The sequence below is a fragment of the Pseudomonas sp. MSSRFD41 genome (assembly GCF_014230245.1).
Taxonomy (GTDB): domain Bacteria; phylum Pseudomonadota; class Gammaproteobacteria; order Pseudomonadales; family Pseudomonadaceae; genus Aquipseudomonas; species Aquipseudomonas piscis.
This window is the reverse complement of the sequence record NZ_JACKZK010000030.1, coordinates 33734-59830: the sequence shown is the minus strand read 5'-3', so window position 1 is coordinate 59830 and position 26097 is coordinate 33734. Positions and strand designations below refer to the sequence as shown.

Sequence of the window (26097 nt, the reverse complement as noted above, 5' to 3'; positions counted from 1 at the left end):
CACTTCACTTCACTTCACTTCACTTCACTTCACTATCGTGGTCGGTCGAAGCCTGCCCTTGCAATCCCTTATTGCCAGATTGATATCACAAAGCCATTATTTTATTCGCCGTACCCACCGTCCACGCAGTCCCTACCCGGAAGCGGTCGAGGTCGGCGAACTCCGGGCCAGTCGAGGCAGGAATGCCCGCCTTAACTATGCTGGATCCTGAGCCAAGCCCGATGTGCCTTTGGAGAGAACTGGAATGCCGAGCACCCCCTTGCCCGCACAACGCCGCTTCCCTCTGCATATTCATATCAGTGTGATGTTCACCCTGTTGCTGCTCATGACCGGGGTGATACTGGGCATCTACAACTACCACGCCACCACCCGGATCATCCTGGGCAGTAGCGAAAAGCTGTTCCAGCGCATCGAGCAGGATGTACGCAGCGACCTGAGATCCACCTACGAACCCATTCGCCATGTACTCAGCCTGCTGGCGACCAGGTCGGCGACCCAGGCCCCCAGGCTGGAGCAGCGGCTGGAACTGCTCCGGCCATTCAGCCAGTCCCTGCTGGACAACCCCGACCTGGCCTCGCTGTACCTGGGTTATGCCAATGGCGACTTTTTCATGGTGCGCCCACTGCGCGACGCCCAGATCCAGCACAAGCGCCAGGCGCCGGCCAACGGCGCCTACGAGGTATGGAGCATCGAACGCGATGCCAGCACCGGCCAGGTCAAGTCGCAATCGTTGTTCTATGACGCGAACCTGGTGCTGCTCGAGCGCCTGGAGCATCCCGACGAACGCTACGATCCACGAACCCGGGACTGGTTCGTCAATGCCCGGGGCGATACCGACCAGATCACCACCCGCCCCTATGTGTTCTATTCCACGTTGAATGTCGGCACCACCCTGGCCCGCAGCAGCGGCAAGATGGCCGTGATCGCCGCCGACCTGACCCTGGAACAACTGTCCTCGACCCTGGCCAAGCATCGAGTCACGCCCACCACCGAAGTGGCCCTGCTGGACGACCTGGGCAACGTAGTGGCCTATCCCGACAGCCAAAAGCTGCTGCTGGAACAGCGCTCCGCGCGCCTGATCAAGGGCAGCGACCTGAGCCCGGTGCTCGATGCCCTGCTGCAAGGGCGGACCGAGGACGGTCGCCTGCAGGCCCTGGATCGCGACTGGATAGTTGCCAGCAGCCATATCGCCGAGGGCGGCCCCGGCGGCCTGCAACTGGACTTGCTGGTGCCCGAGGACGAACTGCTGGCCGATGCCTACCGCCTGCGCTGGCAAGGCGCGCTGATCACCCTCACCACCTTGCTCCTGTGCCTGCCCCTGGGCTGGCTGATCTCGCGCATCCTGGTACGCCCGTTGCGCACCCTGGTGCAGGAAGCCGATGCCATCCGCAGCTTCGACTTCCATTACCCGGCCTCACGCCGCTCACCGGTGCTGGAAGTGGATCAGTTGAGCGTATCCATGACGCGGATGAAGAGCACCCTGGCCAGTTTCTTCGAGATCAATGCCAGCCTGTCCGCACAAACCCGCTTCGACCCACTGCTGCAACGGGTGCTGTTCGAAACAGTGAAGATCGCCCAGGCCCAGGCCGGCCTGATCTACCTCTGCGAGAGCAAGGGATCGCGCCTGGAGCCCCACGGCCTGATCATCGACGGGCAGCCCCAGGACCTGTCGTCGTTCGATATCGCCACCCAGGACCTGGCCGCCGCGCACAACCCGGACTGGCTGCGCCAGCTGGCGGATCACGACAACGTGGTCACCACCCTGGGCTTCGAGCAGGCCGGGAACCTGCAACCTATCCTGCTGGCCCTGGATAGCCCCAGCACCCACCTGGTGGGGATTCGCCTGCGCAACCGTCACCACGAGACCGTGGGCATGCTCCTGCTGTTCCTGGTGGACAGCGGCACCGAGGCGGACCTGGACAAGCTCAGTCCCGATCGCATCGCTTTCATCCAGGCGGTATCGGCCACCGCCGCGCTGTGCATCGAAAGCCAGCGCCTGCAGAACAAGCAGAAGCAGCTGCTGGACTCGTTCATCCAGCTTCTGGCCGGCGCCATCGACGCCAAGAGTCCCTATACCGGCGGGCACTGCCAGCGCGTGCCCGCGTTGACCCTGATGCTGGCCGAGGCCGCCGCGGCCAGCCAGGAGCCGGCATTCGCCGACTACCGCCCCAGCGAGGATGAATGGGAAGCGCTGCATGTAGCCTCCTGGCTGCACGACTGCGGCAAGGTCACCACCCCCGAATACGTGGTGGACAAGGCCACCAAGCTGGAAACCCTGAACGACCGGATCCATGAAATCCGCACTCGTTTCGAAGTACTCAAGCGCGATGCCTGGATCGACTACTGGAAGGCCCTGGCCCAAGGGGACGAGGAAGCACTCCAGGCCCGCGAGCGCGACGCCCGGCTACAGGAGCTGGATGAGGAGTTCGCCTTCGTCGCCCGCTGCAACCTGGGGGCGGAGTTCATGGCCGAGGCCGACCAGCAGCGCTTGCAACGCATCGCCCAACGCACCTGGAGCCGCACCCTGGACAATCGCCTGGGGGTCTCGTGGGCCGAGGGCCAGCGCCTGGAGCGCTCACCGGCGCCCAGCCTGCCAGTCATGGAGCCATTGCTGGCCGACAGGCCCGACCACCTGCTGGAGCGCGACAGCTCGGAGCTGTTCGCCGCCGACAACCCCTGGGGATTCAAGCTCCAGGTACCGCTGCACAAATACAACCATGGCGAGCTGTACAACCTGAGCGTTCCCCGAGGCACCCTGACCGCCGAAGAGCGCTACGTGATCAACCACCACATAGTGCAGACCATCATCATGCTCGAACACCTGCCCTTCCCCAGCCACTTGCAGGGTGTCGCGGAGATCGCCGGGGGTCACCACGAGAAAATGGATGGCAGCGGCTACCCGCGCCAACTCAAGCGCGAACAGATGAGCCTGCCGGCGCGGATGATGGCCATCGCCGATATCTTCGAGGCCCTGACCGCGGCGGATCGTCCGTACAAGAAAGGCAAGACCTTGAGCGAGGCACTGAACATCATGGCCATGATGTGCCGCGATGCCCACATCGACCCGCAACTGTTCAGGCTGTTCATCCGCCAGAAGATCTATCAGCAGTACGCCGAGCGTTTCCTGGCGCCGCAGCAGATCGACGCGGTGGACCAGGCGGCCTTGCTGGGCAAGGCCGGGTTGGACGACTGAGGACTCAGCAGTCGCTGGCGTTCAGGAAGATCTGCGCCAGGCGCTCGATCCCCGCCTGGTCCTCGACGCCGAAGCGCGCCAGGCTCGGGCTGTCCAGGTCCAGTACGCCGATCAACCGGCCATCCTTGACCAGCGGCACCACCAATTCGCTGTTGGAGGCGCTGTCGCAGGCGATATGCCCGGCAAAGGCGTGCACGTCCTCTACGCGCTGGGTCTGCAAGGTCGCCGCAGCAGTGCCGCAGACACCCCGGCCGAAAGGAATGCGCACGCAGGCGATCTGCCCCTGGAACGGGCCGAGCACCAGTTCCCCGCCACGGGCGAGGTAGAACCCGGCCCAGTTCAGGTCGTCGAGCTGGCTGAACAGGAAGGCCGAGAACTGCGCCGCGTTGGCGATGAAGTCGCGCTCATCGGCCAGCAGCGATTCGAGCTGGGCACACAGCAGCCCATAACCGTCCAGGCCCTGTCCGGCGTTTTTCAGATCGATCATGCCTTTTGCTCCAGCAGTTGCAGGCCCACCCAATAGCGGGCGAACTGATAGGCGCAGCGACCGTTGCGGTTGCCGCGCCCGGTAGCCCAGCGCACCGCCAGGATGTCCAGCGCTTCGTCGCGCTGCCACTTCAGGCCGGCCTTGCGGGCCAGCTCGCCGATCCAGTGTTCCACCACGTTGAGGAAGTGTTCCTGGGTGAAGGGATAGAACGACAGCCACAGGCCGAAGCGGTCCGACAGGGCGATCTTGTCTTCCACCGCTTCGCTGGGGTGCAGCTCACCATCGACGCGCTTCCAGTTCTCGTTGTCGCTTTCCTTCTCCGGCACCAGGTGGCGGCGGTTGGAGGTGGCGTACAACAGCACGTTCTCCGGAGCCTGCTCCAGGGAGCCGTCGAGCACGCTCTTGAGTACCCGGTAGTCGCCCTCGCCGGACTCGAAGGACAGGTCGTCGCAGAACAGCACGAAACGCTGGGGCAACTTGACCAGTTGCTCCACCACCCGTGGCAGGTCGGCCAGGTGATCGCGCTCGATCTCGATCAGGCGCAGGCCGCCCTTGGCATGCTCGGCCAGCAGGGCCCGGACCAGGGAGGATTTGCCGGTGCCGCGCGACCCCCAGAGCAAGGCGTGGTTGGCCGGCAAGCCGTCGAGGAACTGCTGGGTGTTGCGGGCCAGCTGCTCGCGCTGCTTGTCGACCCCGATCAGGTCGCTCAGGCGCATGTCCAGGCTGACGTCCAGGGGCAGCAGGAAGCCGGTACGACCTTCACGTTGCCAGCGCGCAGCCAGGCACTGGCTCCAATCGATGGCTTGGCGCGGGGTGGGGAGCAGCGGTTCGATCCGGGCCAGGACCGCATCGGCGCGTTCAAGAAATGCATTCAATCGAGCATCCACGACTTTTCCTCAGGCACGTTCAAGGTAATGATGCGGCACACAGATGAAACGCAGTCCTGATCAACGGGTCCAAAGGCCCTGTCAGCTGCTGCCAGGCCAAGCCGGCAACCCAAGATGATCAGCTATGCTTGCGCAGCGAAGGGAAACGAAAGTGGTTCAACTCCCCATGGATATCAAGTTCACCAACCGCCTGTCCTATAAACAGGCCCGGCTCACCGTGGTGGTGGGTTTCATTCTGGGGACCGCGCTCAGTCTGGTGCAAATCGGTATCGATTATGCCAGCGAAGACGCCTCCATCAATCGTGAAATCCACTCGCTGCTGGAAATCAGCCACAACCCGGCCTCACGCATCGCCTACAACATCGACGCCGAGCTGGCCCAGGAACTCACCCTGGGCCTGTTGCGCTCCCCGGCGATCATTCGCGCGCAATTGATCGACAACAACAATACTCTGCTGGCCAACGTCGAGCGTCCGCCGTTGCAGAGCCGCTATCGGGCCATCAGCGACTTCCTGTTCGGCGCCGACCGGCAATTCGAGGATCGCCTCTACCTCAGCCACCTGCCGGAGGAGTCCCTGGGCACCCTGCACCTGGACGTCGACACTTATACCTTCGGCAGCCGCTTCCTGCGTCGCGCCGAAGTCACCCTGCTCAACGGCTTCGTCCGCAGCCTGATCCTCACCGGAATCCTGCTCGGGCTGTTCTACGTGATGCTGACCAAGCCCCTGGTGGGGGTCATCCGCGAACTCAGCAGCCGCGACCCCCGGGGTTCGCAGCAGGCCAAGCTGGACTTTCCCCATGGCCACGAGAACGACGAAGTCGGAGTCCTGGTCAAGGTGGCCAACCAGCAGTTCGAGGTGATGGCCACCGAGATCCAGCAGCGACGCAATGCCGAGAACCGCCTGACCGAATACCTCGGGCAACTGGAGAACATCGTTTCGGCGCGCACCACCGAACTCAAGGCCAGCAACGCCAGACTCAGCCAATCCAACGAGGAGCTGGAAGCCGCCCGGCGGACCGCCCTGGACATGGCCCAGGCCCGCTCGGCCTTCCTGGCCAACATGAGCCATGAAATCCGTACGCCGCTCAACGGCCTGCTGGGCATGATCGCCCTGTCCCTGGACAGTCCGCTGAACCCCGAGCAGCGTCAGCAGCTGTCCATCGCCCACGACTCCGGCAAGGTGCTGGTGGAACTGCTCAACGACATCCTCGACATGTCCAAGTTCGACGCCGGGCAACTGGAGCTCGAACGCATCCCCTTCGATCTCGGGGTGCTGGTGGAAGACACCGCCAACCTGCTGTCGCAGAACGCCGCCGCCAGCGTCGAGCTGACCTGCCTGGTCGCCCCGGACTTTCCGGCGCTGGTGCTGGGAGACCCGACGCGAGTACGGCAGATCGTCAGCAACCTGTTGTCCAACGCCCTCAAGTTCACCCGCTTCGGCCGGGTCGATGTGCGCCTGAGCACCCTGGCCGACGGCGTGCGCATCGAAATCTGCGACACCGGCATCGGCATCGCCCAGGAAGCCCAGGCGAAGATCTTCCAGCCCTATACCCAGGCCGGCGCGGGGATCACCCGCCAGTACGGCGGCACGGGGCTGGGCCTGGCCCTGACCTACAACCTGTGCGAGGCCATGAACGGCCGCCTGAGCATCAGTTCCGAAGTAGGTTTCGGCAGCCAGTTCTGCGCCGACCTGCCTCTGCCCAGCCACACCCCGGCTGCCGTGCCGCCGCGGTTATCGGGCAAGATCATCGCCATCACCGATAGCGGCAGCGGCCTGTCCGAATTGCTGTCGAGCCTGTTGCCGGCCTGGGGCCTGACCTACCAGCGTTGCGACATCGAGGATTCCCTGGCCGGACTCAATCCTGACCTGTTGATCACCGACTGTCCGGAGTGCCTGTTCGGCCTGCGCCCGGCCATCAGCGCCCCGATCCTGCTGGTGACCGCCTACGGCAGCTTCCTGCCCAGCGAGGAGGCCAGCGCCCTGGCTCCGTTGCAGCAACAAGCGCGGCCGCTGGCGCGCAACGCGCTGTACCAGACCCTGCGTCGTTCATTGCAGGCCGAAACCGTCACTCTCAACGATGCGCAGCTGGAGATGCCGGTGCAGATACGCCGGGCGAACATTCTGCTGGTGGAGGACAATCCAGTGAACCAACTGGTGGCCAAGGGCATGCTGAGCAAGCTCGGCTGCGCGGTGACCGTGGCCGTGCACGGGGCCGAGGCCCTCAATCAGTTGGAGCACAGCGATTTCGACCTGATCCTGATGGACTGCAACATGCCGGTCATGGATGGCTACGAGGCCAGCCGGCAGATTCGCCGTAGCGGGCGCTGGCCGGACCTGCCGATCATCGCCCTGACCGCCAACGCCATGCCCGAGGAGCGCGAGCGCTGCCGGGCCGCCGGCATGAGCGACTACCTGGCCAAGCCCTTCAGGCGCGAAGAACTGATCGCCCTGCTGGACCTGTGGGTACCGACTACGAGCAAGCTCTGAGCTGCTGCAACAGGCGGTCGAGCTGTTCGCGCAACGAGCCCAGGCTGTCCAGATCGATGCCGCTTTCGCACAACAGCGCCGCCTTGAGCGGCGCGACCTGCTCGCGCAAGACCAGGCCGGTATCGCTCAGGCTCAGGTGCACCTCGCGCTCATCGCGCCCGGAACGTCGGCGTTGCACCAGTTGCAACTGTTCCAGGCGCTTGAGCAGCGGCGTCAACGTACCGGAATCCAGGGCTAGGCGCTCGCCCAGGGCCTTGACCGTCGGCAGGGGCGGAGGCTGTGCATGCCACTCCCACAACACCAGCATCACCAAGTACTGCGGGTAGGTCAGGCCGAGCTGGTCGAGCATCGGCTTGTAGCCACGTACCACCGCTCGCGAAGCGGCATACAGCTTGAAACACAGCTGGCTGTCGAGTTGCAGCGAAGCCTCGGGCAGATGGTTCATTTGAGCAGGGCTTCGATCTCGCCGGCCAGGTCCTGGGGTTTGGTGGTCGGGGCGAAACGCTTGACCAGCTTGCCGTCCCGGCCGATCAGGAACTTGGTGAAATTCCACTTGATGCCCTGGGAGCCCAGGAGTCCGGGGGCGCGCTTCTTCAACTGGACGAACAGCGGATGGGCACCGGCGCCATTGACCTCGATCTTCTGGAACAGCGGGAAGCTGACGCCGTAGTTGAGCTCGCAGAACGCCGAGATCGCCCCCTCGTTGCCCGGCTCCTGCTGGCCGAACTGGTTGCACGGAAAGCCCAGTACCACCAGGCCCCGATCCTTGTAGGACTGCCACAACTGCTCAAGCCCCTTGTACTGAGGGGTGAAGCCGCATTTGCTGGCGGTGTTGACCACCAACACGGCCTTGCCGGCGAAATCCGCCAGGGTCTTCTGCTCACCCTTGATGGTGGTGCAGGGAATAGTCAGCAACGCATCGGTCATGGCAGCAACTCCATTGAAGGTTGGGAACGGATAAAAGTAGTGCTCAATTAGATTGTATGCAATTTAAATAATGAAAAAAATCGGCTCCATGGAGCCTGATGCCCGTCAGTCAAGCGAGGTGATCCTCCATGGGAGCGAAGCTCGCTCGCGATGGTCGTCAACGCTAGCGCGTATCGACTGGATAAACGCAGCGCTCTGAAGTCCATCGCGGGCAAGCCTCGCTCCTGCCATTTCCTTGGCCGATTGGCCCGTCCTTGCGCCTAGCGGGCCACCAGGTCCAGGCACACGGAGTTGATGCAGTAGCGCAGGCCGGTGGGCGGCGGGCCATCGGGAAACACATGACCCAGGTGCGCATCGCACTTGGCGCAGACCACTTCGGTGCGGATCATGCCGTGGCTCAGGTCACGGATCTCGATCATCGCGCTGTCGGCGATGGGCTCGTAGAAGCTCGGCCAACCGCAACCGGAATCGAACTTGGCCCTGGAGTCGAACAGCGGCTCGCCACAGCAGACGCAGTGGTACACCCCATCGGTCTTGGTGCCATTGTACTTGCCCGAGAACGGGCGTTCGGTGCCCTTGAGCCGGCAGACGTTGTATTGCTCCGGATCGAGCATCGCCCGCCATTCTTCCAGGGTCTTTTCCAGCTTTTCCATGGTCCTTCCTCTGCTGCGGAAAAAGCCCGATCTGTATCTTTTCCACGGATCGGGCGGCACGTATGATTGCGCCTCGTCAGACGCCAGTCTGGCAGCCGCGCTACACCCATTCAAACGGATTTTGCCGCAGCCGGTGCGGGCTACAGCCCGGTGTAGGACGGCAGGATTCCCAGTACGGTAGTTCATCCTCCGCCTGGATCGTTCATTTTCGGGAACACATCGCCATGCAGGTCAGCAAATCGAACAAGCTCGCCAACGTCTGTTATGACATTCGCGGCCCAGTGCTCAAGCACGCCAAACGCCTGGAAGAGGAAGGCCACCGCATCCTCAAGCTGAACATCGGCAACCCGGCGCCCTTTGGCTTCGAGGCGCCGGACGAGATTCTCCAGGATGTGATCCGCAACCTGCCGACCGCCCAGGGCTACAGCGACTCCAAGGGCCTGTTCAGTGCGCGCAAGGCAGTGATGCAGTACTACCAGCAGAAGCAGGTGGAAGGCATCGGCATCGAGGATATCTACCTGGGCAACGGCGTGTCCGAGCTGATCGTGATGGCCATGCAGGCCCTGCTCAACAATGGCGACGAAGTGCTGGTCCCGGCCCCCGACTACCCACTGTGGACCGCCGCGGTCAGCCTGGCCGGTGGCAACCCGGTGCACTACCTGTGCGATGAACAGGCCAACTGGTGGCCCGACCTGGCCGACATCAAGGCCAAGATCACCCCGAACACCAAGGCCCTGGTGATCATCAACCCGAACAACCCCACCGGCGCCGTGTACCCCAGGGAAGTGCTGCTGGGCATGCTGGAACTGGCGCGCCAGCACAACCTGGTGGTGTTCTCCGACGAGATCTACGACAAGATCCTCTACGATGACGCGGTGCATATCTGCACCGCCTCCCTGGCCCCGGACCTGCTGTGCCTGACCTTCAACGGCCTGTCCAAGTCCTACCGCGTGGCCGGCTTCCGCTCCGGCTGGGTGGCCATTTCCGGTCCCAAGCAGCATGCCCAGAGCTACATCGAGGGCATCGACATGCTGGCCAACATGCGCCTGTGCGCCAACGTGCCCAGCCAGCATGCGATCCAGACCGCCCTGGGCGGCTACCAGAGCATCAACGACCTGGTCCTGCCGCCTGGCCGCCTGCTGGAGCAGCGCAACCGCACCTGGGAACTGCTCAACGACATCCCCGGCGTAAGCTGCGTCAAGCCCATGGGCGCGTTGTATGCCTTCCCGCGGATCGACCCGAAGATCTGCCCGATCCACAACGACGAGAAGTTCGTCCTCGATCTGCTGCTCTCCGAGAAGCTCCTGGTCGTGCAAGGTACTGCCTTCAACTGGCCATGGCCGGACCACTTCCGGGTAGTGACCCTGCCCCGGGTCGACGACCTGGAACAGGCCATTGGCCGGATCGGCAACTTCCTCAAGTCCTATCGTCAGTAATTTCTCAAACGCAGTGCGATCTTTCGCGGATCGCATTGCGATTAATTCAGCAACACATCTTCACTGACCTTCCCCGGCCCCCTTCTACTAAGCTTGCACTTTCCGTCGTTACCACTGTCACAGCGTCTGCGTCGCAGCCTGACGACGAGCGTCCGTGGCGATCGGTCATGACCTTGCAATATCGCAGTCATGTCCCGCCCCATGCGACACAGTTTGAAATAGAAGCCGTATTGAATCGGTGTTTGCCGCACCTTATATACCCCGCGGAACGCTACATCTTTAGCTTGAGGAGATTTCTACAACCATGATGCGAATCCTGCTGTTTTTGGCCACTAACCTTGCGGTCGTGCTGATTGCCAGCATTACCCTGAGCCTTTTCGGCTTCAACGGGTTCATGGCGGCCAATGGGGTTGATCTGAACCTCAATCAGCTGCTGATTTTCTGTGCGGTCTTTGGTTTCGCCGGCTCGCTGTTCTCGCTGTTCATCTCCAAGTGGATGGCGAAGATGAGCACCAGCACGCAGATCATTACCCAGCCGCGCACCCGCCATGAGCAATGGTTGTTGCAGACCGTTGAACAACTGTCCCGCGAAGCCGGCATCAAGATGCCCGAAGTGGGGATTTTCCCGGCCTACGAGGCCAATGCCTTCGCCACCGGCTGGAACAAGAACGATGCCCTGGTGGCTGTCAGCCAGGGGCTGCTGGAACGGTTCTCGCCCGATGAAGTGCGGGCCGTGCTGGCCCACGAGATCGGCCATGTCGCCAACGGCGACATGGTGACCCTGGCATTGATCCAGGGCGTGGTGAACACCTTCGTGATGTTCTTCGCGCGGATCATCGGCAACTTCGTCGACAAGGTGATCTTCAAGAACGAGGAAGGCCAGGGCATCGCCTACTACGTGGCGACCATCTTCGCCGAGCTGGTCCTGGGCATCCTCGCCAGCGCCATCGTCATGTGGTTCTCGCGCCAACGCGAATACCGCGCCGACGAAGCTGGCGCCCGCCTGGCCGGCACCAATGCGATGATCGGCGCCTTGCAGCGCCTGCGTTCCGAGCAGGGCCTGCCGGTGCACATGCCCGATACCCTGAATGCCTTCGGCATCAACGGCGGTATCAAGCAAGGCCTGGCCAGGATGTTCCTGAGCCACCCGCCGCTGGAAGACCGCATCGACGCCCTGCGCCGTCGCGGTTGATCCACACTCCGGCAACAACAAGAAGGGCGACGCGAGTCGCCCTTTTTTCATGGCCCCGGAAAGCTCAGCAAGTACCGGTCTTATCCAGGCGGTAGACCCGTTCCACCAGCCGGGTGACCCCGCCCTGGAGGAACTTCCAGCTTTCACCGAGGATGTCGCGCTCGGTCTCCACCTGCAGCTGCCAGCTACCTTCCAGGCTCTCGCGCACCTCATCATCCAGCACGGCGAATGGCGGTCCGTCGAGCTGCTCCTGGTCGTAGTCCATGGTAATCAGCAGGCCACGGCTACCCTGGGGCAGCAAGCCACTGATGTGCGCGACATAGCGCTGGCGCATCTGCCGCGGCAGGGCAATCATCGCCGCGCGATCGTACAGGGCCGTGCAGCCGGCGATATCCTCGGCGGCCAGGGCGAAAATGTCGCCGCACCAGAGCTGGATCGACCCATGGGCATAGACCTTGAACGTGCCTTGCTGGCTGATCTGCGGCTGCAACTGGTGTTCGCGGAAGAAATCCTCCACTGCCTTCTCCGACAGCTCGATCCCCAGCACCTGATGCCCGCGACTGGCGAGCCAGGCCAGGTCCAGGCTCTTGCCGCACAGCGGTACCAGCACCCGGGCCTGGTCAGCGAGTCCAAGACTCGGCCAGTACTGCTGCAGATAAGGATTGACCTGCGCCAGGTGGAAGCCGATCTGGTCGCGCTCCCAGCGTTTGTGCCAAAAGTCTGCTTGCATGGAATGTCCTTGGAATTCGATCAAAAAGCCCTAAAACTTATATTAGATTTAGATCAATGATCTGATTGAAGATGGCGCATCTTAACCCTCAGGACCTTCTTCATGCTTCCCAGCCTGTTCATTTCCCATGGCTCTCCCATGTTGGCCCTGGAGCCCGGCGACAGCGGCCCCGCCCTGGCCCGCCTGGCGGCGCAGCTACCCCGGCCGCGGGCGATCCTGGTGGTGTCGGCCCATTGGGAAAGCACCGACCTGCGGGTCAGCGCCCATCCGCATCCGCAGACCTGGCATGACTTCGGCGGCTTCCCCGCCGCCCTGTTCGCCGTGCAATACCCGGCGCCTGGCGATCCCGAGCTGGCCGCCCTGGTCGTGCAATTGCTGGCGGCCAATGGCCTGCCGGCGCGACTCGACGAGCAACGGCCCTTCGACCATGGCACCTGGGTCCCGCTGTCGCTGATGTACCCGCAGGCGGACATTCCGGTGGTCCAGCTGTCGCTGCCCAGCCAGCAGGGCCCGGCCTTGCAGACCCGCATCGGCCAGGCCCTGGCCAGCCTGCGCGAGCAAGGCGTGCTGCTGATCGGTTCCGGCAGCATCACCCACAACCTGCGGGAACTGGACTGGCATGCCGGCCCGGAAAGCGTCAGCCCCTGGGCCCAGGCCTTTCGCGATTGGATGATCGACAAGCTGGCCAGCGACGACCAGGCCGCGCTGCATGACTACCGGCGACAGGCGCCCCATGCCGTACGCAGCCACCCCAGCGACGAACATCTGCTGCCGCTGTATTTCGCCCGGGGCGCCGGTGGCGCATTCAGCCTCGCCCACCAGGGTTTCACCATGGGCGCGCTGGGCATGGATATCTACCGCTTCGGCTGAAGCGCGGGTAAATCCCGGGCAAAAAAATCCCCGGACCAGCCGGGGATTTTTCATGCGTGATCGATCAGCCCAGGGAGCGGATCAATCCTCGCGGTAGCGACGCAGCTTGAGCTGCTTGCCGGCAACGCGAGTGTCCTTGAGCTTGGCCAGCAGGCGGTCCAGACCATCTTCCGGCAGCTCTACCAGGCTGAAGCTGTCGCGTACCTGGATACGGCCGATGGCTTCACGGGCCAGGCCACCTTCGTTGAGGATCGCACCCAACAGGTTCTTGGCGGCGATGCCATCACGGGCGCCCAGGGCGGTACGGCAACGAGCACGACCTTCAGCCAGCGGAGCCGGAGCGCGACGCTCGCGATCACCGCGATCAGGACGGTCACCGTAACGCTCGGAACGCTCGCCACGTGGGGCATTGTTCGGCACCAGCGGACGCTCTTTCTCGATGGTCGCCAGATCCAGCGCCTGGCCATTGGTGGCCTTGCGCAGCAGGGCCGCGGCCAGTGCACGCGGGCTGCAACCGATGTCGGCGGTCAAGCGGTCCAGCAGGTCGCCATGGCTCGCCTCGGCGTCGGCTACCAGTGGTGCCAGGCCGTTGGTCAGCTTCTTGATGCGCGCATCGAGCACGGCCTGGGCGTCCGGCAGGCGGACTTCAGCCACTTTCTGCCCGGTCACACGCTCGATCACTTGCAGCATGCGACGCTCGCGTGGAGTCACCAGCAGCAGCGCACGGCCTTCGCGACCGGCACGACCGGTACGGCCGATACGGTGTACGTAGGATTCCGGATCGTAAGGCATGTCCACGTTGAATACGTGGGTGATGCGCGGTACGTCCAGGCCACGGGCGGCGACGTCAGTGGCCACGACGATGTCCAGGCGGCCATCCTTGAGGGAGTCGATGACGCGCTCACGCTGGTTCTGGGCGATATCGCCGTTCAGCGCGGCGGCCTTGTAGCCCTTGGCTTCCAGGGCGCTGGCCAGGTCCAGGGTCGCTTGCTTGGTGCGCACGAACATGATCAGGGCGTCGAAGTCCTCGACTTCCAGCAGGCTCAGGACCGCACCGGTCTTCTGATCGGCGTGAACCAGCAGGTGGGCCTGCTCGATCGCGGTGACGGTCTGGGTCTTGCTCTGGATCTTGACGTGCTTCGGATCCTTGAGGTGACGCTCGGCGATCGCACGGATCGACTGCGGCAGGGTGGCCGAGAACAGTACGGTCTGGCGGGATTCGGGCATGGCCTTGAAGATCACTTCCAGGTCATCCATGAAGCCCAGCTTGAGCATTTCGTCGGCTTCGTCGAGAACCAGGTGGTTCACGGTGGCCAGGACCTTCTCATCGCGACGCAGGTGGTCGCACAGACGGCCCGGGGTGGCGACAACGATCTGTGCGCCATTACGGATTGCCTTGAGTTGCGGGCCCATCGGCGCACCGCCGTAGACGGCCACAACGGTCACGCCCGGCATTTGCTTGGCGTAGGTTTCAAAGGCGGTTGCTACTTGTAGCGCCAACTCGCGGGTTGGGGCCAGGATCAGAGCTTGCGGCTCGCGCTTGGACGGATCGATGCGGTGCAGGATAGGCAGGGCAAAGGCAGCGGTCTTACCGGTACCGGTTTGCGCCTGGCCAATCATATCGTGACCGGCGAGGATGATCGGGATCGATTGCTGCTGAATGGCCGAAGGCTCTTCGTAGCCGGTGGCGACTACTGCAGCAACAATACTGGGATGAAGTTCAAGAGCGGCGAAGCCGCCGATTTCCTGGGTCATGGGTCTGCCTCTAAGTGCATCCGCAAAGACCCATGCTCCAAAGCTGCGCATGCCGTGTAAGACTCGATGAGTCACCCTGGCAGCTTTGTCGGCGGGGATTTGCGAAAACGATTGAAAGAAATGAACGTCAAGGATAGTCCGCGAAGCGGACAAGCAGCCGAAGCTGACTTCGGGGAAATGCGTTACCTAAACGAGGCCCTGCTAAAGGCCGGCGCGCACTATACCGGAATTACTCAAAAAAGGGAGTTTTTTTTGTCGGAAAAATCCGCCAAACCCCCGACTACCACAGGCTTTGCGCCGTTTCGGAAGGCCGGCCATCGGGCTCGAACCCAAGCGTATTCGGGCCCCTGGCTTAAACGGTTCACCTCGTGACGCCAAGCCACTGCGGCAAACTGCCTCGCCTGCTGCAGAGAATGGCGTCCGGATCTCCCGGGCCACGGTGCCACTTGCGCGATGCAAGCACGCCGTGGCTTGTCGACCCCCGGCGAGCCTGGCCGCCAGCACTGCCGGACGCATCCGCTCAGCTGGCGGGCCGGATGTCCTTGATCAGCGACTGCAACGAATACCCCAGGCGCGGTGCCAGGGCCTCGGCCCGGGCGACCAGGCCCGGCATGTCCAGCTCCTGCTCCAGGTCGGCCGGCACGATCAGGATCACGTTGCCCTCCTTCACCGGCAGCTCCCAATAGTGGCGGTGATAAAGACCACGCAGCAATGCGGCGCCCAGGGGCTTGCCGTCATCGGTGGCCCACTGGTTGATCACCAGCCAGCCACCCGGATTGAGGCGTTTCTGGCAGTTCTCCAGGAACCCCCAGGCCAGGTGCCCGACGCCCGGGCCGACATCGGTATACAGGTCGACGAAGATCAGGTCGGCGGGTTCGGCGCTTTCCAGCAGTTCCAGGGCATCGCCGATCCTTATATATAGGCGCGGATCATCGTCCAGCCCCAGGTATTCGATGGCCAGTCGCGGCACGTGCGGACGCAATTCGATGGCCTCGACGTCCTCCAGCGGCAAGAACTTCAAGCACGCCTGGGTCAGGGTGCCGGCACCAAGCCCAAGAAACAGTGCACTCTCCGGTGCGTCATGACACAGCGCGCCGATCAGCATGGCCCGGGTGTAGTCGTACTCCAGCCAGCTAGGATCGGCGGTGAACACGCAACTTTGCTCGATGGCCTCGCCGAATTCGAGGAAGCGGTAATCGGCCACTTCCAGGACCCGGATCATGCCGAACTCGTCGTGAACCTCGGCCAGTACGCGTTCGACGCGTTCCTCAGTCATTTCATCTCCTCGTCGCCCGGGCCGGGAACCTTGCCAGGGCGCTAAACCTGCCGCTCGGTGGCGAGCGCAAAGGCGCGATTGTCGACCAAGGCGCAGGAGCAGGTCACGCACTAATTTGCTGCTAACATGCCCATCCCAACGTAAAGCATTCGAGTCTGCGATGAGCCAACCCTGGAGCCCCGACAGCTGGCGCGCCCTGCCGATCCAGCAACAACCCCACTACCCCGACGCGGCACACCTGCTCAAGGTCGAGCAGACCCTGGCCAGCTACCCGCCCCTGGTATTCGCCGGGGAGGCCCGGGAGTTGCGCCGCCAGTTCGCCGAAGTCACCCAGGGCCGGGCCTTCCTGCTGCAAGGCGGGGATTGTGCCGAGAGCTTCGCCGAGTTCTCCGCGGCGAAGATCCGCGACACCTTCAAGGTGCTGCTGCAGATGGCCATCGTCATGACCTTCGCCGCCGGCTGCCCGGTGGTCAAGGTCGGGCGCATGGCTGGCCAGTTCGCCAAGCCACGCTCGGCCAACGACGAGACGGTCAACGGCGTGACCCTGCCCGCCTACCGCGGCGATATCGTCAATGGCATAGGTTTCGATGAAAAGAGCCGGGTACCGGACCCGGAGCGCCTGCTGCAGTCCTACCACCAGGCCACCGCCACCCTCAACCTGCTGCGCGCCTTCGCCCAGGGCGGTTTCGCCGACCTGCACCAAGTGCACAAGTGGAACCTGGACTTCATCGCCAACTCGGCCCTGGCCGAAAAGTACAGCCAACTGGCCGACCGCATCGATGAAACCCTGGCCTTCATGCGCGCCTGCGGCCTGGACAGCTCGCCGCAACTGCGCGAGACCAGCTTCTTCACCGCCCACGAAGCGCTGCTGCTCAACTACGAGCAAGCCTTCGTCCGGCGCGACAGCTTGACCAACGACTACTACGACTGCTCGGCGCACATGCTGTGGATCGGCGACCGTACCCGGCAACTCGATGGCGCCCACGTGGAGTTCCTGCGCGGGGTGAACAACCCGATCGGGGTCAAGGTCGGGCCCAGCATGAACAACGACGAGCTGATCCGCCTGGTCGACATCCTCAACCCGGACAACGACCCGGGCCGGCTCAACCTGATCGTGCGCATGGGCGCCAACAAGGTCGGCGACCACCTGCCACGGCTGATCCGCGCGGTGGAAAGCGAAGGCAAGCGGGTGCTCTGGAGTTCGGACCCGATGCACGGCAACACCATCAAGGCCAGCAGCGGCTACAAGACTCGCGATTTCGCGCAGATCCTCACCGAGGTCAAGGAGTTCTTCCAGGTGCACCAGGCCGAAGGCAGCTATGCCGGGGGCATCCATATCGAAATGACCGGGCAGAACGTCACCGAATGCATCGGCGGCGCCCGCCCCATCACCGAAGATGGCCTGTCGGACCGCTACCACACCCATTGCGATCCGCGAATGAACGCCGACCAGTCGCTGGAACTGGCATTTCTGATCGCCGAGACCCTGAAGCAGGTCAAGCGCTAGGCTCGACCACAGCGCCGCGCCAGCTATCGTGCGCGGCGCTCAGGCCAGGACCTGGTGCAAACGCCGTGCCCCCTCGCGCTGACAATTGAGCTGGATATCCGCCAGCCCCAACCAATCCGCCATCTGCCGCAGTTGCCCGGCCAGGGCCTGGATGCCCTGCTCGTCCAGGCCGGGGGTTTCCTCGTGCACCGCATGCACCGCCAGGCGCCCCTGGGCCCGCTCCGCCCGCAGATCGACCCGCGCGGCGATACGCTCTTCATGCAGGAACGGCAGCACGTAGTAGCCATAGACCCGCTTGTGTTGCGGTGTGTAGATCTCCAGCCGATAGCGGAAATCGAACAGGCGCTCGGTGCGGCTGCGCTCCCAGATCAGCGAATCGAAGGGCGACAGCAAGGCACTGGCAGCGACCTTGCGCGGCACCTTGGCCTCGGGCAGGCAATAGGCTGGCTGGCGCCAATCCTGAACCTGGCAGGCCAGCAACTGGCCGTCTTCGAGCAATTCGCCCAACCGGGCACGGCTGTCCGCCGGATCGAGGCGAAAGTAATCGCGCAGGTCCTTTTCCGTGGCCACGCCCAGGGCCCGCGCCGCCTGCAACAGCAGTCGGCGCTGGGCCTGGGCCTCGTCCGGCAGGGGCTGGTGCAGAATCGCCTGGGGGATCACCCGCTCCGGCAAATCGTACAAGCGCTCGAAACCACGACGCCCGGCCACCGTCACTTCCCCGGCGGCGAACAGCCACTCCAGGGCATGCTTCTCTGCGCTCCAGTCCCACCATGGGCCCGCCCGCTCCTCACGGGTGGACAGGCTGCCGGCGCCCAGGGCGCCTCGTTCCTGGACGGCGGCCAGGACCCGGCCGATGGTCGCCTGGTGTTCGTGGCCAAAACGCGCCAGCTGCGAATAAATGCCCCGGCCCTGGCTGGCCCGCCGCATTCGCCAGCGCATCAGCGGGTACATGGACATCGGCAACAGCGACGCCTCGTGCCCCCAGTATTCGAACAAGGTACGTCGCCGTCCCTGGCTCCAGGCGGCCTGGTCCAGCAACTGCTGTGGATAACTTCCAAGGCGGGAGAACAGCGGCAGGTAATGGGCACGCACGAGGGCGTTGACCGAATCGATCTGCAACAAGCCCAGGCGCTCTATCTGCTGGTTGAGTCGTGCGGCCTTGATCGTCGCTGGCGGCTGGCGACCGCCAAACCCCTGGGCGGCCAAGGCCAGTCGACGAGCCTGCTTGAGGGAAAAGGAATGGGCTGCGGTCATGGGATGCTCCTTGTCAGCCCGCACGCTAACGCAGCCACGCTCCACTTGAATAGCCGCGCGCCAGACATTTTCGCGACACCGGCCTACCCGGACGGCCATCGATAGCAACGCACTCGCCCGCAGCCGCAAGCTCGCCGCCATCGCAGCGCACCCGTTACTGCGCTCTCCTGCCGCCGTTCTGGCTACAATCGCGCCCACTAATGGCAATTAGCCGCATCGGCGGTTGTTTTCCGCTTCGCCCTTGCTGACGAGAACCTGGATATGACGCTGCATCTCCCCACCTTGCTCGTGGTATCCGTGTTCATCTTCTTCCTGATGGGCCTGCTGACCTTGCACGCCTGGCTGCGGGAAAGCCGCGAACGGCCATTGGCCTACCTGGGCAGCATGATGCTGCTGGCATCGGTCGGCGTGGTGCTGGTGAGTTGGCGCCATCACGGGGCGCATTGGGTTCCCGTCGTGCTCGGCAACGTGGTCCTGCTGTTTAGCGCGGCCCTGAACTGGACGGCGATGCGGGTCTTCGCCGCACGCGAGCCCCATGTCCCCGGCATGCTCGCCGGCGCCGGCCTGTGGCTGGCCCTGTGCCTGGTCCCGGCCTTCCATGAGTCGATGCCGGTGCGGGTCACGGTGTACTCGCTGCTGGCGGGTGGTTATGGAGCACTGACAGCCCTCGAATTCTGGCGCAGTCGACGGAGCCTGGAAGTGGCCTACCTCCCGGCCCTGGGACTGACCCTGTTGCATACCTGCTTTTACGCCGTGCGCAGCGTCATCGATCAGGGCGTCGGGCTGGCCCAGGCCCTGGATGGCCAAGGCGAGGGTGTACCGTTCTTTTCGTTCATGCTGTTCGAATCGATGGTCTACGTGATCGGCATCGCCTATATGACCCTGGCCATGGTCAAGGAACGAGCGGAAAGACGCTTCAAGGCCGCGGCATTCTGTGATGCCCTGACAGGGATCGGCAATCGCCGGGCATTCATGGCCAACGGCGAACGCTTGCTGGCCGGTTGCCAGCGGCACGGCGCGCCGTGTCGCTGCTGTTATGCGACCTGGACCACTTCAAGCGCCTGAACGACACCTTCGGCCACCAGACCGGCGATCAGGCGCTGATCGCCTTCAGCCAGGTATTGGTGCACACCTTGCGCGCCAACGACGCCTTCGGCCGTATCGGCGGCGAGGAATTCGCCTGCCTGTTGGCAGCGGTGGATGAACAAGAGGCGGTACGGGTGGCCGAGCGCATCCGCGAGACCTTCGCCGGCCTGACACTGCTCGAACCCGGGCTGCTCAGCGTCAGCATCGGCGTGGTGACCAGCCAGGGCCGGGACTATGACCTGTCGCGCCTGCTATCCCAGGCCGACGAGGCGCTGTACGACGCCAAGGGCAAAGGCCGCAACCGGGTCCAAACCCTGGCACGGCCCGCCCTCGAACTACCCGTGCACTGAAACGACACGCCGCTGGCCAGCGAACCTGCGGGCACTCATTTCAATAGTGGATCGTCCCAGAACGGGCGCGCCCGTTCGTGCTCCACATCCGCCCGGGACAAGCCGATGTCCTTGAGCGCCTCATCGTTCAAGCCGGCCAGCATCCGCCGCTCATGACCCAGGACGTACCAGCGCGCAACCTTGTGCCACAAGGCCGCGAGCGAGAAGCCGTGGAACGACTGGACCAACAGATAACCCTTTTGACCTTTCATCATCTTGTCCTCCTGTGGGATGACGACAGTGTCTGCCTGGGCAAATAATCAATCCAACGAATGTTTCTTATGCTCTACATCTCAGAATTTGATGGATCATCCTTGCCCATCCAACGCCGTCTCAAATCCGGTAGTCTCCGGGCCAGCCGCCCAGAGGGTCCCGCCCGAAACCATCGAGACTGGCCGTAGCGGCCTCCTCCCATGCCAACAGGCTGTAGCCTCCCAGGTCGTCGGGCAGGTCCGCAGCCGAAGGCGCCAGCACTATGGACGGATGCAATTGCCCGAGGATGGCCTCCACGCAGGTGCGGGTCGTCGGCCGGCAGCCATCGACGGCCAGCACCGCCGCCCCCGGGGCCAGCGCTTCGACCAGGACGGTATGCCCGTGATTGCTGCAACTGACCGAGAGCCGACCTTGCATGCGCTGTTTTTCGATCTGCCGCGCCGGCTCTTCAGCCGCCGCCAGGACCACCGCACAACAGCCCGTCGCCCCCATGATCCGGGCCTGTGGATAGCAGCTGCGCAAGCTGGCAAAGGTGGACTGCTTGCCAGTGAGGACGATCAGCCCGTCCCGCTCCTGGAACTGCCTGGCCAGGCTCGCCGAGGGCTGGTCGCTGACGCGCAGCAGCTCCTGCACCTGCAGCAGGCTCGCCAATTCGGCGATCACTGCGCGGGCCTGCGGATAAAGGTCATCGCGCACCGACACCGTGGTGGCAATGCCCATCAAGGCGAATGGCACGGCGCGGCGAATGGCATGCAGGCAAAAACCGTAGTAAGGCAACAGGCACAGGACCTCCTCGCCGTAGGCCTGGGCCTGCGCCTGGCCCAGGTCCTCCTTGGCGCGGATCAGCGCCCAGCGAAACAGCGCCAGCAACTCGCTGTGCAGCACATCGCGCCACATCGCCAGCGGCATGCGCGGCTCCGGCAGGCGCCTGGCCAGGGCGTCGAAGTCCTGCTCCTCGAACAGCAGCTCATGAAGGCGCGCCAGGGGCTGCACCGTCTGGAAGTAGGGCCGGTTCATCTTGCACTCCAGGCCTGGCGCTGCAGGACCGAATCCTTGCCGGTGCAGTAATGGGCGCGAATGCCATCCAGGAAACTCCAGGCCAGCGACGGCAGGATCGCCGCCCGCGCCACGGAATCGCGACTCACCTCGCCCCGTGCCAGCAGGTACTGGATATTGCGTGAGGGTCGCGCGTCATGGCCCAGTTCATCATCCAGTTCATCGTGGGCCGCCATGGCCCCCAGCAGCGCGGCGCAACGGGGATTGTTGGCCGAAACCCGGGAATAGAACTTCATGTGGCGATCATCGCCGCGGCATTCACTCAGGCTTTTTTGCAGGTAGGTCGAACCGATCAGGTAACCCTTCCAGTCGTGGCGCGCCAGGTCGCTGAGGTAACCGACGAAGGCCGCGGTGGTGGGCAGCGGCCGCATCGCCGCAGGCTGGCGGACGCCCAGCTCCCGCAGGCGAGGCTTGAGAATGTCGCAATGGGTCAGTTCGTCCTGCAGGTGCTGCAACAGGTTTTCGCGGATTCGCGCATCCTGGCAGGCGGCAATCGCCGGGCTGACATGGCGGGTGGCCGAGGCCAGGTAATGGAAATTCTCCAGCATGTAGCCAATCACCAGTTCGTCGCTGCAACCCTCGGTCATCTGTTGCCATAAAGGATGGCCGTCCACCGACACCAGCCAATCCGTGGTCATCCGCTCGATGGCCGCGACGCTGTCGGCGCCGACACCCTGGCTGTCGACCAGTTGCTCGTGGATCTGCCCCAGCAGCAGGCAGAACGGCGCGCCGTTGGCGGCCAGTGGTGGTACCCGGTGCCCCAGGGCATAACAGGAGGCGACGATGATGTCTGAAGGGTTGTCATCACCAGAGCGCTCGCCGTTGACCAGGCTCATGACACTGGCCGGCCAGACCGGCAAGCCCTGGAAGATGCCCACCTCCAGCGGCGAATCGCAATCGCGCAGCGGTTGGTCCAGGCCATCCTCGGCGAGCACCTGCGCCGCCGTGACGATGGAACTGGCGCAGCCCTGTTCGAGGGCGGACAACCAGCGGTAGATCATCTCGCTCAGGCTGCACACCGTGTTCAGTACGCTGGCCACCACCGAGGCGGGATGACAGCCCTGGGTGCGGACCGCCTTCTTCCAGTTCTCGGAGTGCCCGTAGTCGAGGTCGGTGGCGAAGTGACCCAGCACTTTGTTGGTGGCCATGCGGCTCAACAGGTTGTGGCCCACCAGCAGGTCGTGCCAGCCAAGCACGGCCTCTTTCTCCACCGAGGAATGTTCCATGAAGCCGGAACAGGCAGCGGACACCAACTCGCCCATGGCCGCGATGTGCCGGGACAGGTGGATCCACTCCAGGGTCGCCGGCAAGGGCCTGGCCAGACGCACCACGTCGTTCGAGCAACCGATGAGCTCCAGGGCCTCGTTGAAAAACCGCGCGTGATCCCATTCCTCCAAGGCATGCCTGGAAAGCATCAGGGTGATCGGTGACAAGCCGATACCCGGGCTGACGGCAGGGCACATACGAGAGGCAGCGGCAGCCAGGTAATGCCGGGTTTCCAGGATGTAGGCATGCAACGCGGATTGATCACCCTCGCGGATCTTTCTCCAGATCGGATGGCCATATACGAACTCTTCGGCGGCGGTGTATTGCTCGCCGAGCAACAAGATGAATTCTTCCGCGCTGAAGTGACTGTCCAGTAACGACAAGTTGAGACTCTGGGCCAGGCGTTCGGTAAAAGAGGCATTGTCGCTCAGCGTCGAGATCGGCGCTTCTACGCGCCCCAATAACAACACCGCATGATCGCCATGGGTACTTCGCGCTAAAAATGGAGGGCTACGCAATGGTTCAGATAGATCAACATGATTGTTCCGAGTAGTGATTTCCATTTCTGATCCGCCCTCCAAGACGTTAGCGTCGGTTACTCGACTATGGCTGCCCTAAGTTGCTTGGCGGCCTTCTCCGTACGCTCTACCAGGCCGACCAGGGCCTTGAGGTCTTCTGGCGCCAGCTTGCCGGCCTTGAGCTTGGCCTTGAGCTGGGTAAGTTCTGCATTAGTTGGTTCGGCATGTTCCGCTTTCGCGCTCATGAAAGGACCCTCCAAAGTTGGTCGCAATCCCAGTACAGACCATCTGTACATGGCATCCGCAACACTAGTAGTGGATATAGCTTTAGGCAAACTCGGGAAAAGATAAAACATGCCATTAATCGGCATTATTCCGAACAAGCAATTCTTATCGCCGGAGGCAATTAATAAAAATCCAACCATAGCCAACTACTTTATCGAACCTTACTTATTTCCAAGCCTGATAATAACTATCGCCAAACTATCAACTTCGAAAAGTTCCCCTATAAAAGCAGGAACAACGGAGAGCACCTATAACAGTCTTGCAGTCGCCGGGCGCGACAAGACCGGCAAGCACAACCGGAGCAGCCAGGAGCATTAACGATGAGAGACATGCTGAACGTGGATTGGTCGAGCATTCCCGCCCCCCAGGATGACGGCGCGGCCCGGCACCTGGCCGGCCGGTACCTGCCGCAATTGCCGCTACCCTCGACCACCGGACAGGCGGTGGACCTGTCCGTGCTGCCAGGTCGGACGGTGCTGTACATCTATCCGCGCACCGGCCGGCCGGACCTGCCGCTGCTCGAGGGCTGGGACCAGACCCCCGGGGCCCGTGGCTGCACCCCGCAATCCTGTGCCTTTCGCGATCATGCCCAGGAGCTTGCGGCAGCGGGCGTGGCGCAATTGTTCGGCCTGTCGAGCCAGGACAGCGCCTACCAGCGCGAAGCCGTCGAACGCCTGCACCTGCCCTTCGCGCTGTTGTCCGATGCCGAGGAGCACCTGGCCCGGGCTCTGGCCCTGCCACAATTCGAGCTCAACGGCAGGCGTTTTCTCAAGCGCCTGACCCTGGTAATCGAGGACGGGCGGATCGAGCAGGTGTTCTATCCGGTGTTCCCCCCCGATCAGAATCCGCAACAGGTGCTGGCCTGGCTGTCGTCCCGAAGCCGGGCATGAACGGGCAGCCCGGGGGATGACGGCGCTGGCCCGTGGGGAATAAGATCAGCCGCAAGAATGCTTCCTGCGTATCCATCTCAGGGTTTGATGAATGTCCCAGTTCCCCAGCATCGATACCGAAGTACTGCGCACCTTCGTCGCCATCGCCGATGAAGGTGGTTTCACCCGGGCCGGCGAGCGGGTCAACCGTACCCAGTCGGCGGTGAGCATGCAGATGAAACGGCTGGAGGAGGACGTGCTGCAACGCCAGCTGTTCCAGCGCGACGGCCGCCAGGTCAAGCTGACCGCCGAAGGCCAGGTGCTGCTGGGGTATGCCCGGCGCATCCTCAAGCTGCACAGCGAGGTATTCAATACCCTGCGCGAGCCGCACATGGTGGGCCTGGTGCGCATCGGCACTCCGGATGACTATGTGATGCGCTTCCTGCCGGGCATCCTGTCGCGGTTCGCCCAGAGTTACCCGTTGATCCAGATCGAGGTGCATTGCGAATCGTCCAGGCAACTGTTGCAGCGCCAGGACCTGGACCTGTCCATCGTCACCCGCGAACCGGGCAACGAAATCGGCCAGTTGCTGCGCAAGGAGCGTTTCGTCTGGGCCGCGGCCGAGTGCTTCGAGCCCCCGGGGCAAACACCGCTGCCCCTGGCGATGTTCAACAGCGACTGCTTCTGCCGGCTGTGGGCCTGCAACGCCCTGGATGCCAGCGGCCTCGACTACCGCATCGCCTACAACAGCTCCAGCCTGTCGGCGATCATGGCGGTGGTCAGCGCGGGGCTGGCGGTCACCGCCCAGCTGGAGAGCCTGATCACGCCTGATTTGCGCATCCTGGGAGAAGCCGAAGGCCTGCCGTTGCTACCGGAGGCCAGCATCATGCTGGTACGCAACCTCAACCAGCCCTCGCCGATCACCGAATGCCTGGCCGAACATATCGTCGAGGGCTTCAAGTCCTGAGTCCCAGCATCACTGCGCACATCACCAGGAAGGCGCAGAACAATGCGCGCAGCAGGCGCTCGGGCAAGGCATGGGCGACCTTCACGCCCCAACTGATGCTCAGCAAGCCACCGGCCGCCAATGGCAGGCCTACCAGCCAGTTCACCTGGTGATGCAGACCATAGGTCACCAGGGTCACCCCGGTGCTGGGCAGGGCCAGGGCCAGGGACAAGCCCTGGGCCACCACCTGGGTGGTGCCGAAGACACTGGTCAGCACCGGGGTAGCCACTACCGCGCTGCCCACCCCGAACAGCCCGCCGAGCGCCCCGGAAGCCGCTCCCAGCGCTCCCAACCAAGGCCAGGAATAGCGCATCGAGGACGCTGTCGCGGGCGCAGTGCCGAACAGCCGCAACAGGTTGTAGCCGGACAGGGCCAGGAGGAAAACCACGAAGATGGTACGCATTTTCTGGGGGTCGATACCCACCGCCCAGATCGAACCGAGCCAGGCGAAGCTGAAGCCCATCAGCGCCAGGGGCAAGGCATGCCGGGCCTCGATACGGTTGTGCTGGTGATAACGCCACAGCGCCAGCATCACGTTCGGCACCACCATCACCAGCGCCGTGCCCTGGGCCAGTTGCTGGTCCAGACCGAACCACACCCCCAGCACCGGGATGGCGATCAACCCGCCACCGATGCCGAACAGGCCCCCGACCGTCCCCAGGGCCGCGCCCAACAACAGATACATCAATGAATCGATCAAGACCGCTCTCCTCACTCGAGGCTTGCATGCTACGCAGTCACCGCTGGTACGGAA

The 26097-nt window shown here is 63.5% G+C and carries 23 protein-coding genes and 2 pseudogenes; 11 read left to right on the top strand and 14 right to left on the bottom strand.

The genetic code is table 11. The annotated features are described in order from the left end of the window. Both H7A76_RS32225 and H7A76_RS28720 read left to right on the top strand, forming a co-directional pair. Nucleotides 1-211: hypothetical protein (locus H7A76_RS32225; protein WP_221775405.1), on the top strand; the 211-nt coding region annotated here is incomplete at its 5' end. Nucleotides 212-244: 33 nt separating this feature from the next. After that, complete coding sequence (locus H7A76_RS28720) at nucleotides 245-3193, top strand: HD domain-containing phosphohydrolase (RefSeq protein ID WP_185701645.1); 2949 nt, start codon at nucleotides 245-247, stop codon at nucleotides 3191-3193. Nucleotides 3194-3197: 4 nt separating this feature from the next. Here the strand turns inward: H7A76_RS28720 and H7A76_RS28715 are convergent, their stop codons facing one another. Both H7A76_RS28715 and H7A76_RS28710 read right to left on the bottom strand, forming a co-directional pair. Continuing rightward, on the bottom strand, nucleotides 3198-3680 hold the full coding sequence (locus tag H7A76_RS28715; RefSeq protein WP_185701644.1) for a GAF domain-containing protein: 483 nt from the start codon (nucleotides 3678-3680) through the stop codon (nucleotides 3198-3200). Continuing rightward, nucleotides 3677-4567 (bottom strand): ATP-binding protein, encoded by an 891-nt coding sequence (locus H7A76_RS28710; RefSeq protein WP_185701643.1) that lies wholly within the window; start codon nucleotides 4565-4567, stop codon nucleotides 3677-3679. The genes H7A76_RS28715 and H7A76_RS28710 overlap by 4 nt, the downstream gene beginning before the upstream one ends. A 166-nt stretch (nucleotides 4568-4733) precedes the next feature. Here H7A76_RS28710 and H7A76_RS28705 point away from each other — a divergent pair, with 166 nt between their 5' ends. Beyond that, nucleotides 4734-7055, top strand: a complete 2322-nt coding sequence (locus tag H7A76_RS28705) for a response regulator (RefSeq protein ID WP_185701642.1) — start codon at nucleotides 4734-4736, stop codon at nucleotides 7053-7055. Here H7A76_RS28705 and H7A76_RS28700 read toward each other — a convergent pair. The 3 genes from H7A76_RS28700 to msrB all read right to left on the bottom strand — a co-directional run bounded on the left by H7A76_RS28700 (nucleotide 7039) and on the right by msrB (nucleotide 8635). After that, complete coding sequence (locus tag H7A76_RS28700) at nucleotides 7039-7500, bottom strand: MarR family winged helix-turn-helix transcriptional regulator (RefSeq protein WP_185701641.1); 462 nt, start codon at nucleotides 7498-7500, stop codon at nucleotides 7039-7041. The genes H7A76_RS28705 and H7A76_RS28700 overlap by 17 nt on opposite strands. Further along, nucleotides 7497-7982 (bottom strand): glutathione peroxidase, encoded by a 486-nt coding sequence (locus H7A76_RS28695; RefSeq protein ID WP_185701640.1) that lies wholly within the window; start codon nucleotides 7980-7982, stop codon nucleotides 7497-7499. Before H7A76_RS28695 ends, H7A76_RS28700 begins: the two co-directional genes overlap by 4 nt. 260 nt (nucleotides 7983-8242) lie before the next feature. Continuing rightward, nucleotides 8243-8635: a peptide-methionine (R)-S-oxide reductase MsrB gene (gene msrB, locus H7A76_RS28690; protein ID WP_022640040.1), complete on the bottom strand. Its 393-nt coding sequence runs from the start codon at nucleotides 8633-8635 to the stop codon at nucleotides 8243-8245. Between the two features lie 224 nt (nucleotides 8636-8859). On the opposite strand from msrB, the gene H7A76_RS28685 reads away from it, so the two are divergent. Next, complete coding sequence (locus H7A76_RS28685) at nucleotides 8860-10071, top strand: pyridoxal phosphate-dependent aminotransferase (RefSeq protein ID WP_053133119.1); 1212 nt, start codon at nucleotides 8860-8862, stop codon at nucleotides 10069-10071. 304 nt (nucleotides 10072-10375) lie between these two features. Further along, complete coding sequence (htpX, locus tag H7A76_RS28680; protein ID WP_185701639.1) at nucleotides 10376-11263, top strand: protease HtpX; 888 nt, start codon at nucleotides 10376-10378, stop codon at nucleotides 11261-11263. A gap of 64 nt (nucleotides 11264-11327) precedes the next feature. On the opposite strand, the gene H7A76_RS28675 is transcribed toward htpX, so the two are convergent. Next, nucleotides 11328-11993, bottom strand: coding sequence for a thiopurine S-methyltransferase (locus tag H7A76_RS28675; RefSeq protein ID WP_185701638.1), 666 nt, complete (start codon nucleotides 11991-11993; stop codon nucleotides 11328-11330). Between the two features lie 102 nt (nucleotides 11994-12095). Here H7A76_RS28675 and H7A76_RS28670 point away from each other — a divergent pair, with 102 nt between their 5' ends. After that, nucleotides 12096-12863 carry a DODA-type extradiol aromatic ring-opening family dioxygenase gene (locus tag H7A76_RS28670; protein WP_185701637.1) on the top strand — a complete coding sequence of 256 codons (768 nt, stop codon included), beginning with the start codon at nucleotides 12096-12098 and terminating at the stop codon, nucleotides 12861-12863. Between the two features lie 81 nt (nucleotides 12864-12944). On the opposite strand, the pseudogene H7A76_RS28665 reads toward H7A76_RS28670, so the two are convergent. Then, nucleotides 12945-14652 (bottom strand): annotated as a pseudogene (locus H7A76_RS28665) (DEAD/DEAH box helicase). Nucleotides 14653-15138: 486 nt separating this feature from the next. Further along, on the bottom strand, nucleotides 15139-15894 hold the full coding sequence (locus H7A76_RS28660) for a spermidine synthase (RefSeq protein ID WP_185701636.1): 756 nt from the start codon (nucleotides 15892-15894) through the stop codon (nucleotides 15139-15141). Between the two features lie 160 nt (nucleotides 15895-16054). On the opposite strand from H7A76_RS28660, the gene H7A76_RS28655 reads away from it, so the two are divergent. Next, entirely contained in the window at nucleotides 16055-17401 is a 1347-nt protein-coding gene (locus H7A76_RS28655; protein ID WP_185701635.1) for a class II 3-deoxy-7-phosphoheptulonate synthase, read from the top strand. A gap of 39 nt (nucleotides 17402-17440) precedes the next feature. On the opposite strand, the gene H7A76_RS28650 is transcribed toward H7A76_RS28655, so the two are convergent. Next, a complete protein-coding gene (locus H7A76_RS28650; RefSeq protein WP_185701634.1) occupies nucleotides 17441-18655 on the bottom strand; it encodes a winged helix-turn-helix domain-containing protein in 1215 nt (404 codons plus the stop codon). 261 nt (nucleotides 18656-18916) lie between these two features. On the opposite strand from H7A76_RS28650, the pseudogene H7A76_RS28645 reads away from it, so the two are divergent. Continuing rightward, nucleotides 18917-20091 (top strand): annotated as a pseudogene (locus H7A76_RS28645) (diguanylate cyclase). Between the two features lie 35 nt (nucleotides 20092-20126). Here the strand turns inward: H7A76_RS28645 and H7A76_RS28640 are convergent. The 4 genes from H7A76_RS28640 to H7A76_RS28625 form a co-directional block, all read right to left on the bottom strand. Beyond that, nucleotides 20127-20342, bottom strand: a complete 216-nt coding sequence (locus H7A76_RS28640; protein WP_053133421.1) for a DUF1127 domain-containing protein — start codon at nucleotides 20340-20342, stop codon at nucleotides 20127-20129. Nucleotides 20343-20463: 121 nt separating this feature from the next. Further along, nucleotides 20464-21360: a hypothetical protein gene (locus tag H7A76_RS28635; protein ID WP_185701633.1), complete on the bottom strand. Its 897-nt coding sequence runs from the start codon at nucleotides 21358-21360 to the stop codon at nucleotides 20464-20466. Next, nucleotides 21357-23126, bottom strand: a complete 1770-nt coding sequence (locus H7A76_RS28630; protein ID WP_185701632.1) for a hypothetical protein — start codon at nucleotides 23124-23126, stop codon at nucleotides 21357-21359. Before H7A76_RS28630 ends, H7A76_RS28635 begins: the two co-directional genes overlap by 4 nt. A 134-nt stretch (nucleotides 23127-23260) precedes the next feature. Further along, the gene (locus tag H7A76_RS28625) at nucleotides 23261-23428 is read right to left on the bottom strand and encodes a hypothetical protein (RefSeq protein WP_022640067.1); all 168 of its coding nucleotides are present in this window, start codon (nucleotides 23426-23428) and stop codon (nucleotides 23261-23263) included. Between the two features lie 109 nt (nucleotides 23429-23537). Between H7A76_RS28625 and H7A76_RS28620 the strand changes: the two genes are divergently transcribed. The 3 genes from H7A76_RS28620 to H7A76_RS28610 all read left to right on the top strand — a co-directional run bounded on the left by H7A76_RS28620 (nucleotide 23538) and on the right by H7A76_RS28610 (nucleotide 25304). Next, nucleotides 23538-23786, top strand: a complete 249-nt coding sequence (locus H7A76_RS28620) for a hypothetical protein (protein ID WP_185701631.1) — start codon at nucleotides 23538-23540, stop codon at nucleotides 23784-23786. 2 nt (nucleotides 23787-23788) lie between these two features. Continuing rightward, on the top strand, nucleotides 23789-24358 hold the full coding sequence (locus tag H7A76_RS28615) for a peroxiredoxin (protein WP_185701630.1): 570 nt from the start codon (nucleotides 23789-23791) through the stop codon (nucleotides 24356-24358). A 91-nt stretch (nucleotides 24359-24449) separates the two neighbouring features. After that, nucleotides 24450-25304, top strand: a complete 855-nt coding sequence (locus H7A76_RS28610; RefSeq protein ID WP_022640069.1) for a LysR substrate-binding domain-containing protein — start codon at nucleotides 24450-24452, stop codon at nucleotides 25302-25304. Here H7A76_RS28610 and H7A76_RS28605 read toward each other — a convergent pair. Further along, a complete protein-coding gene (locus H7A76_RS28605) occupies nucleotides 25294-26043 on the bottom strand; it encodes a sulfite exporter TauE/SafE family protein (protein ID WP_185701629.1) in 750 nt (249 codons plus the stop codon). The two genes, H7A76_RS28610 and H7A76_RS28605, sit on opposite strands and share 11 nt — an antisense overlap. Between the last annotated feature and the right edge of the window lie 54 nt (nucleotides 26044-26097).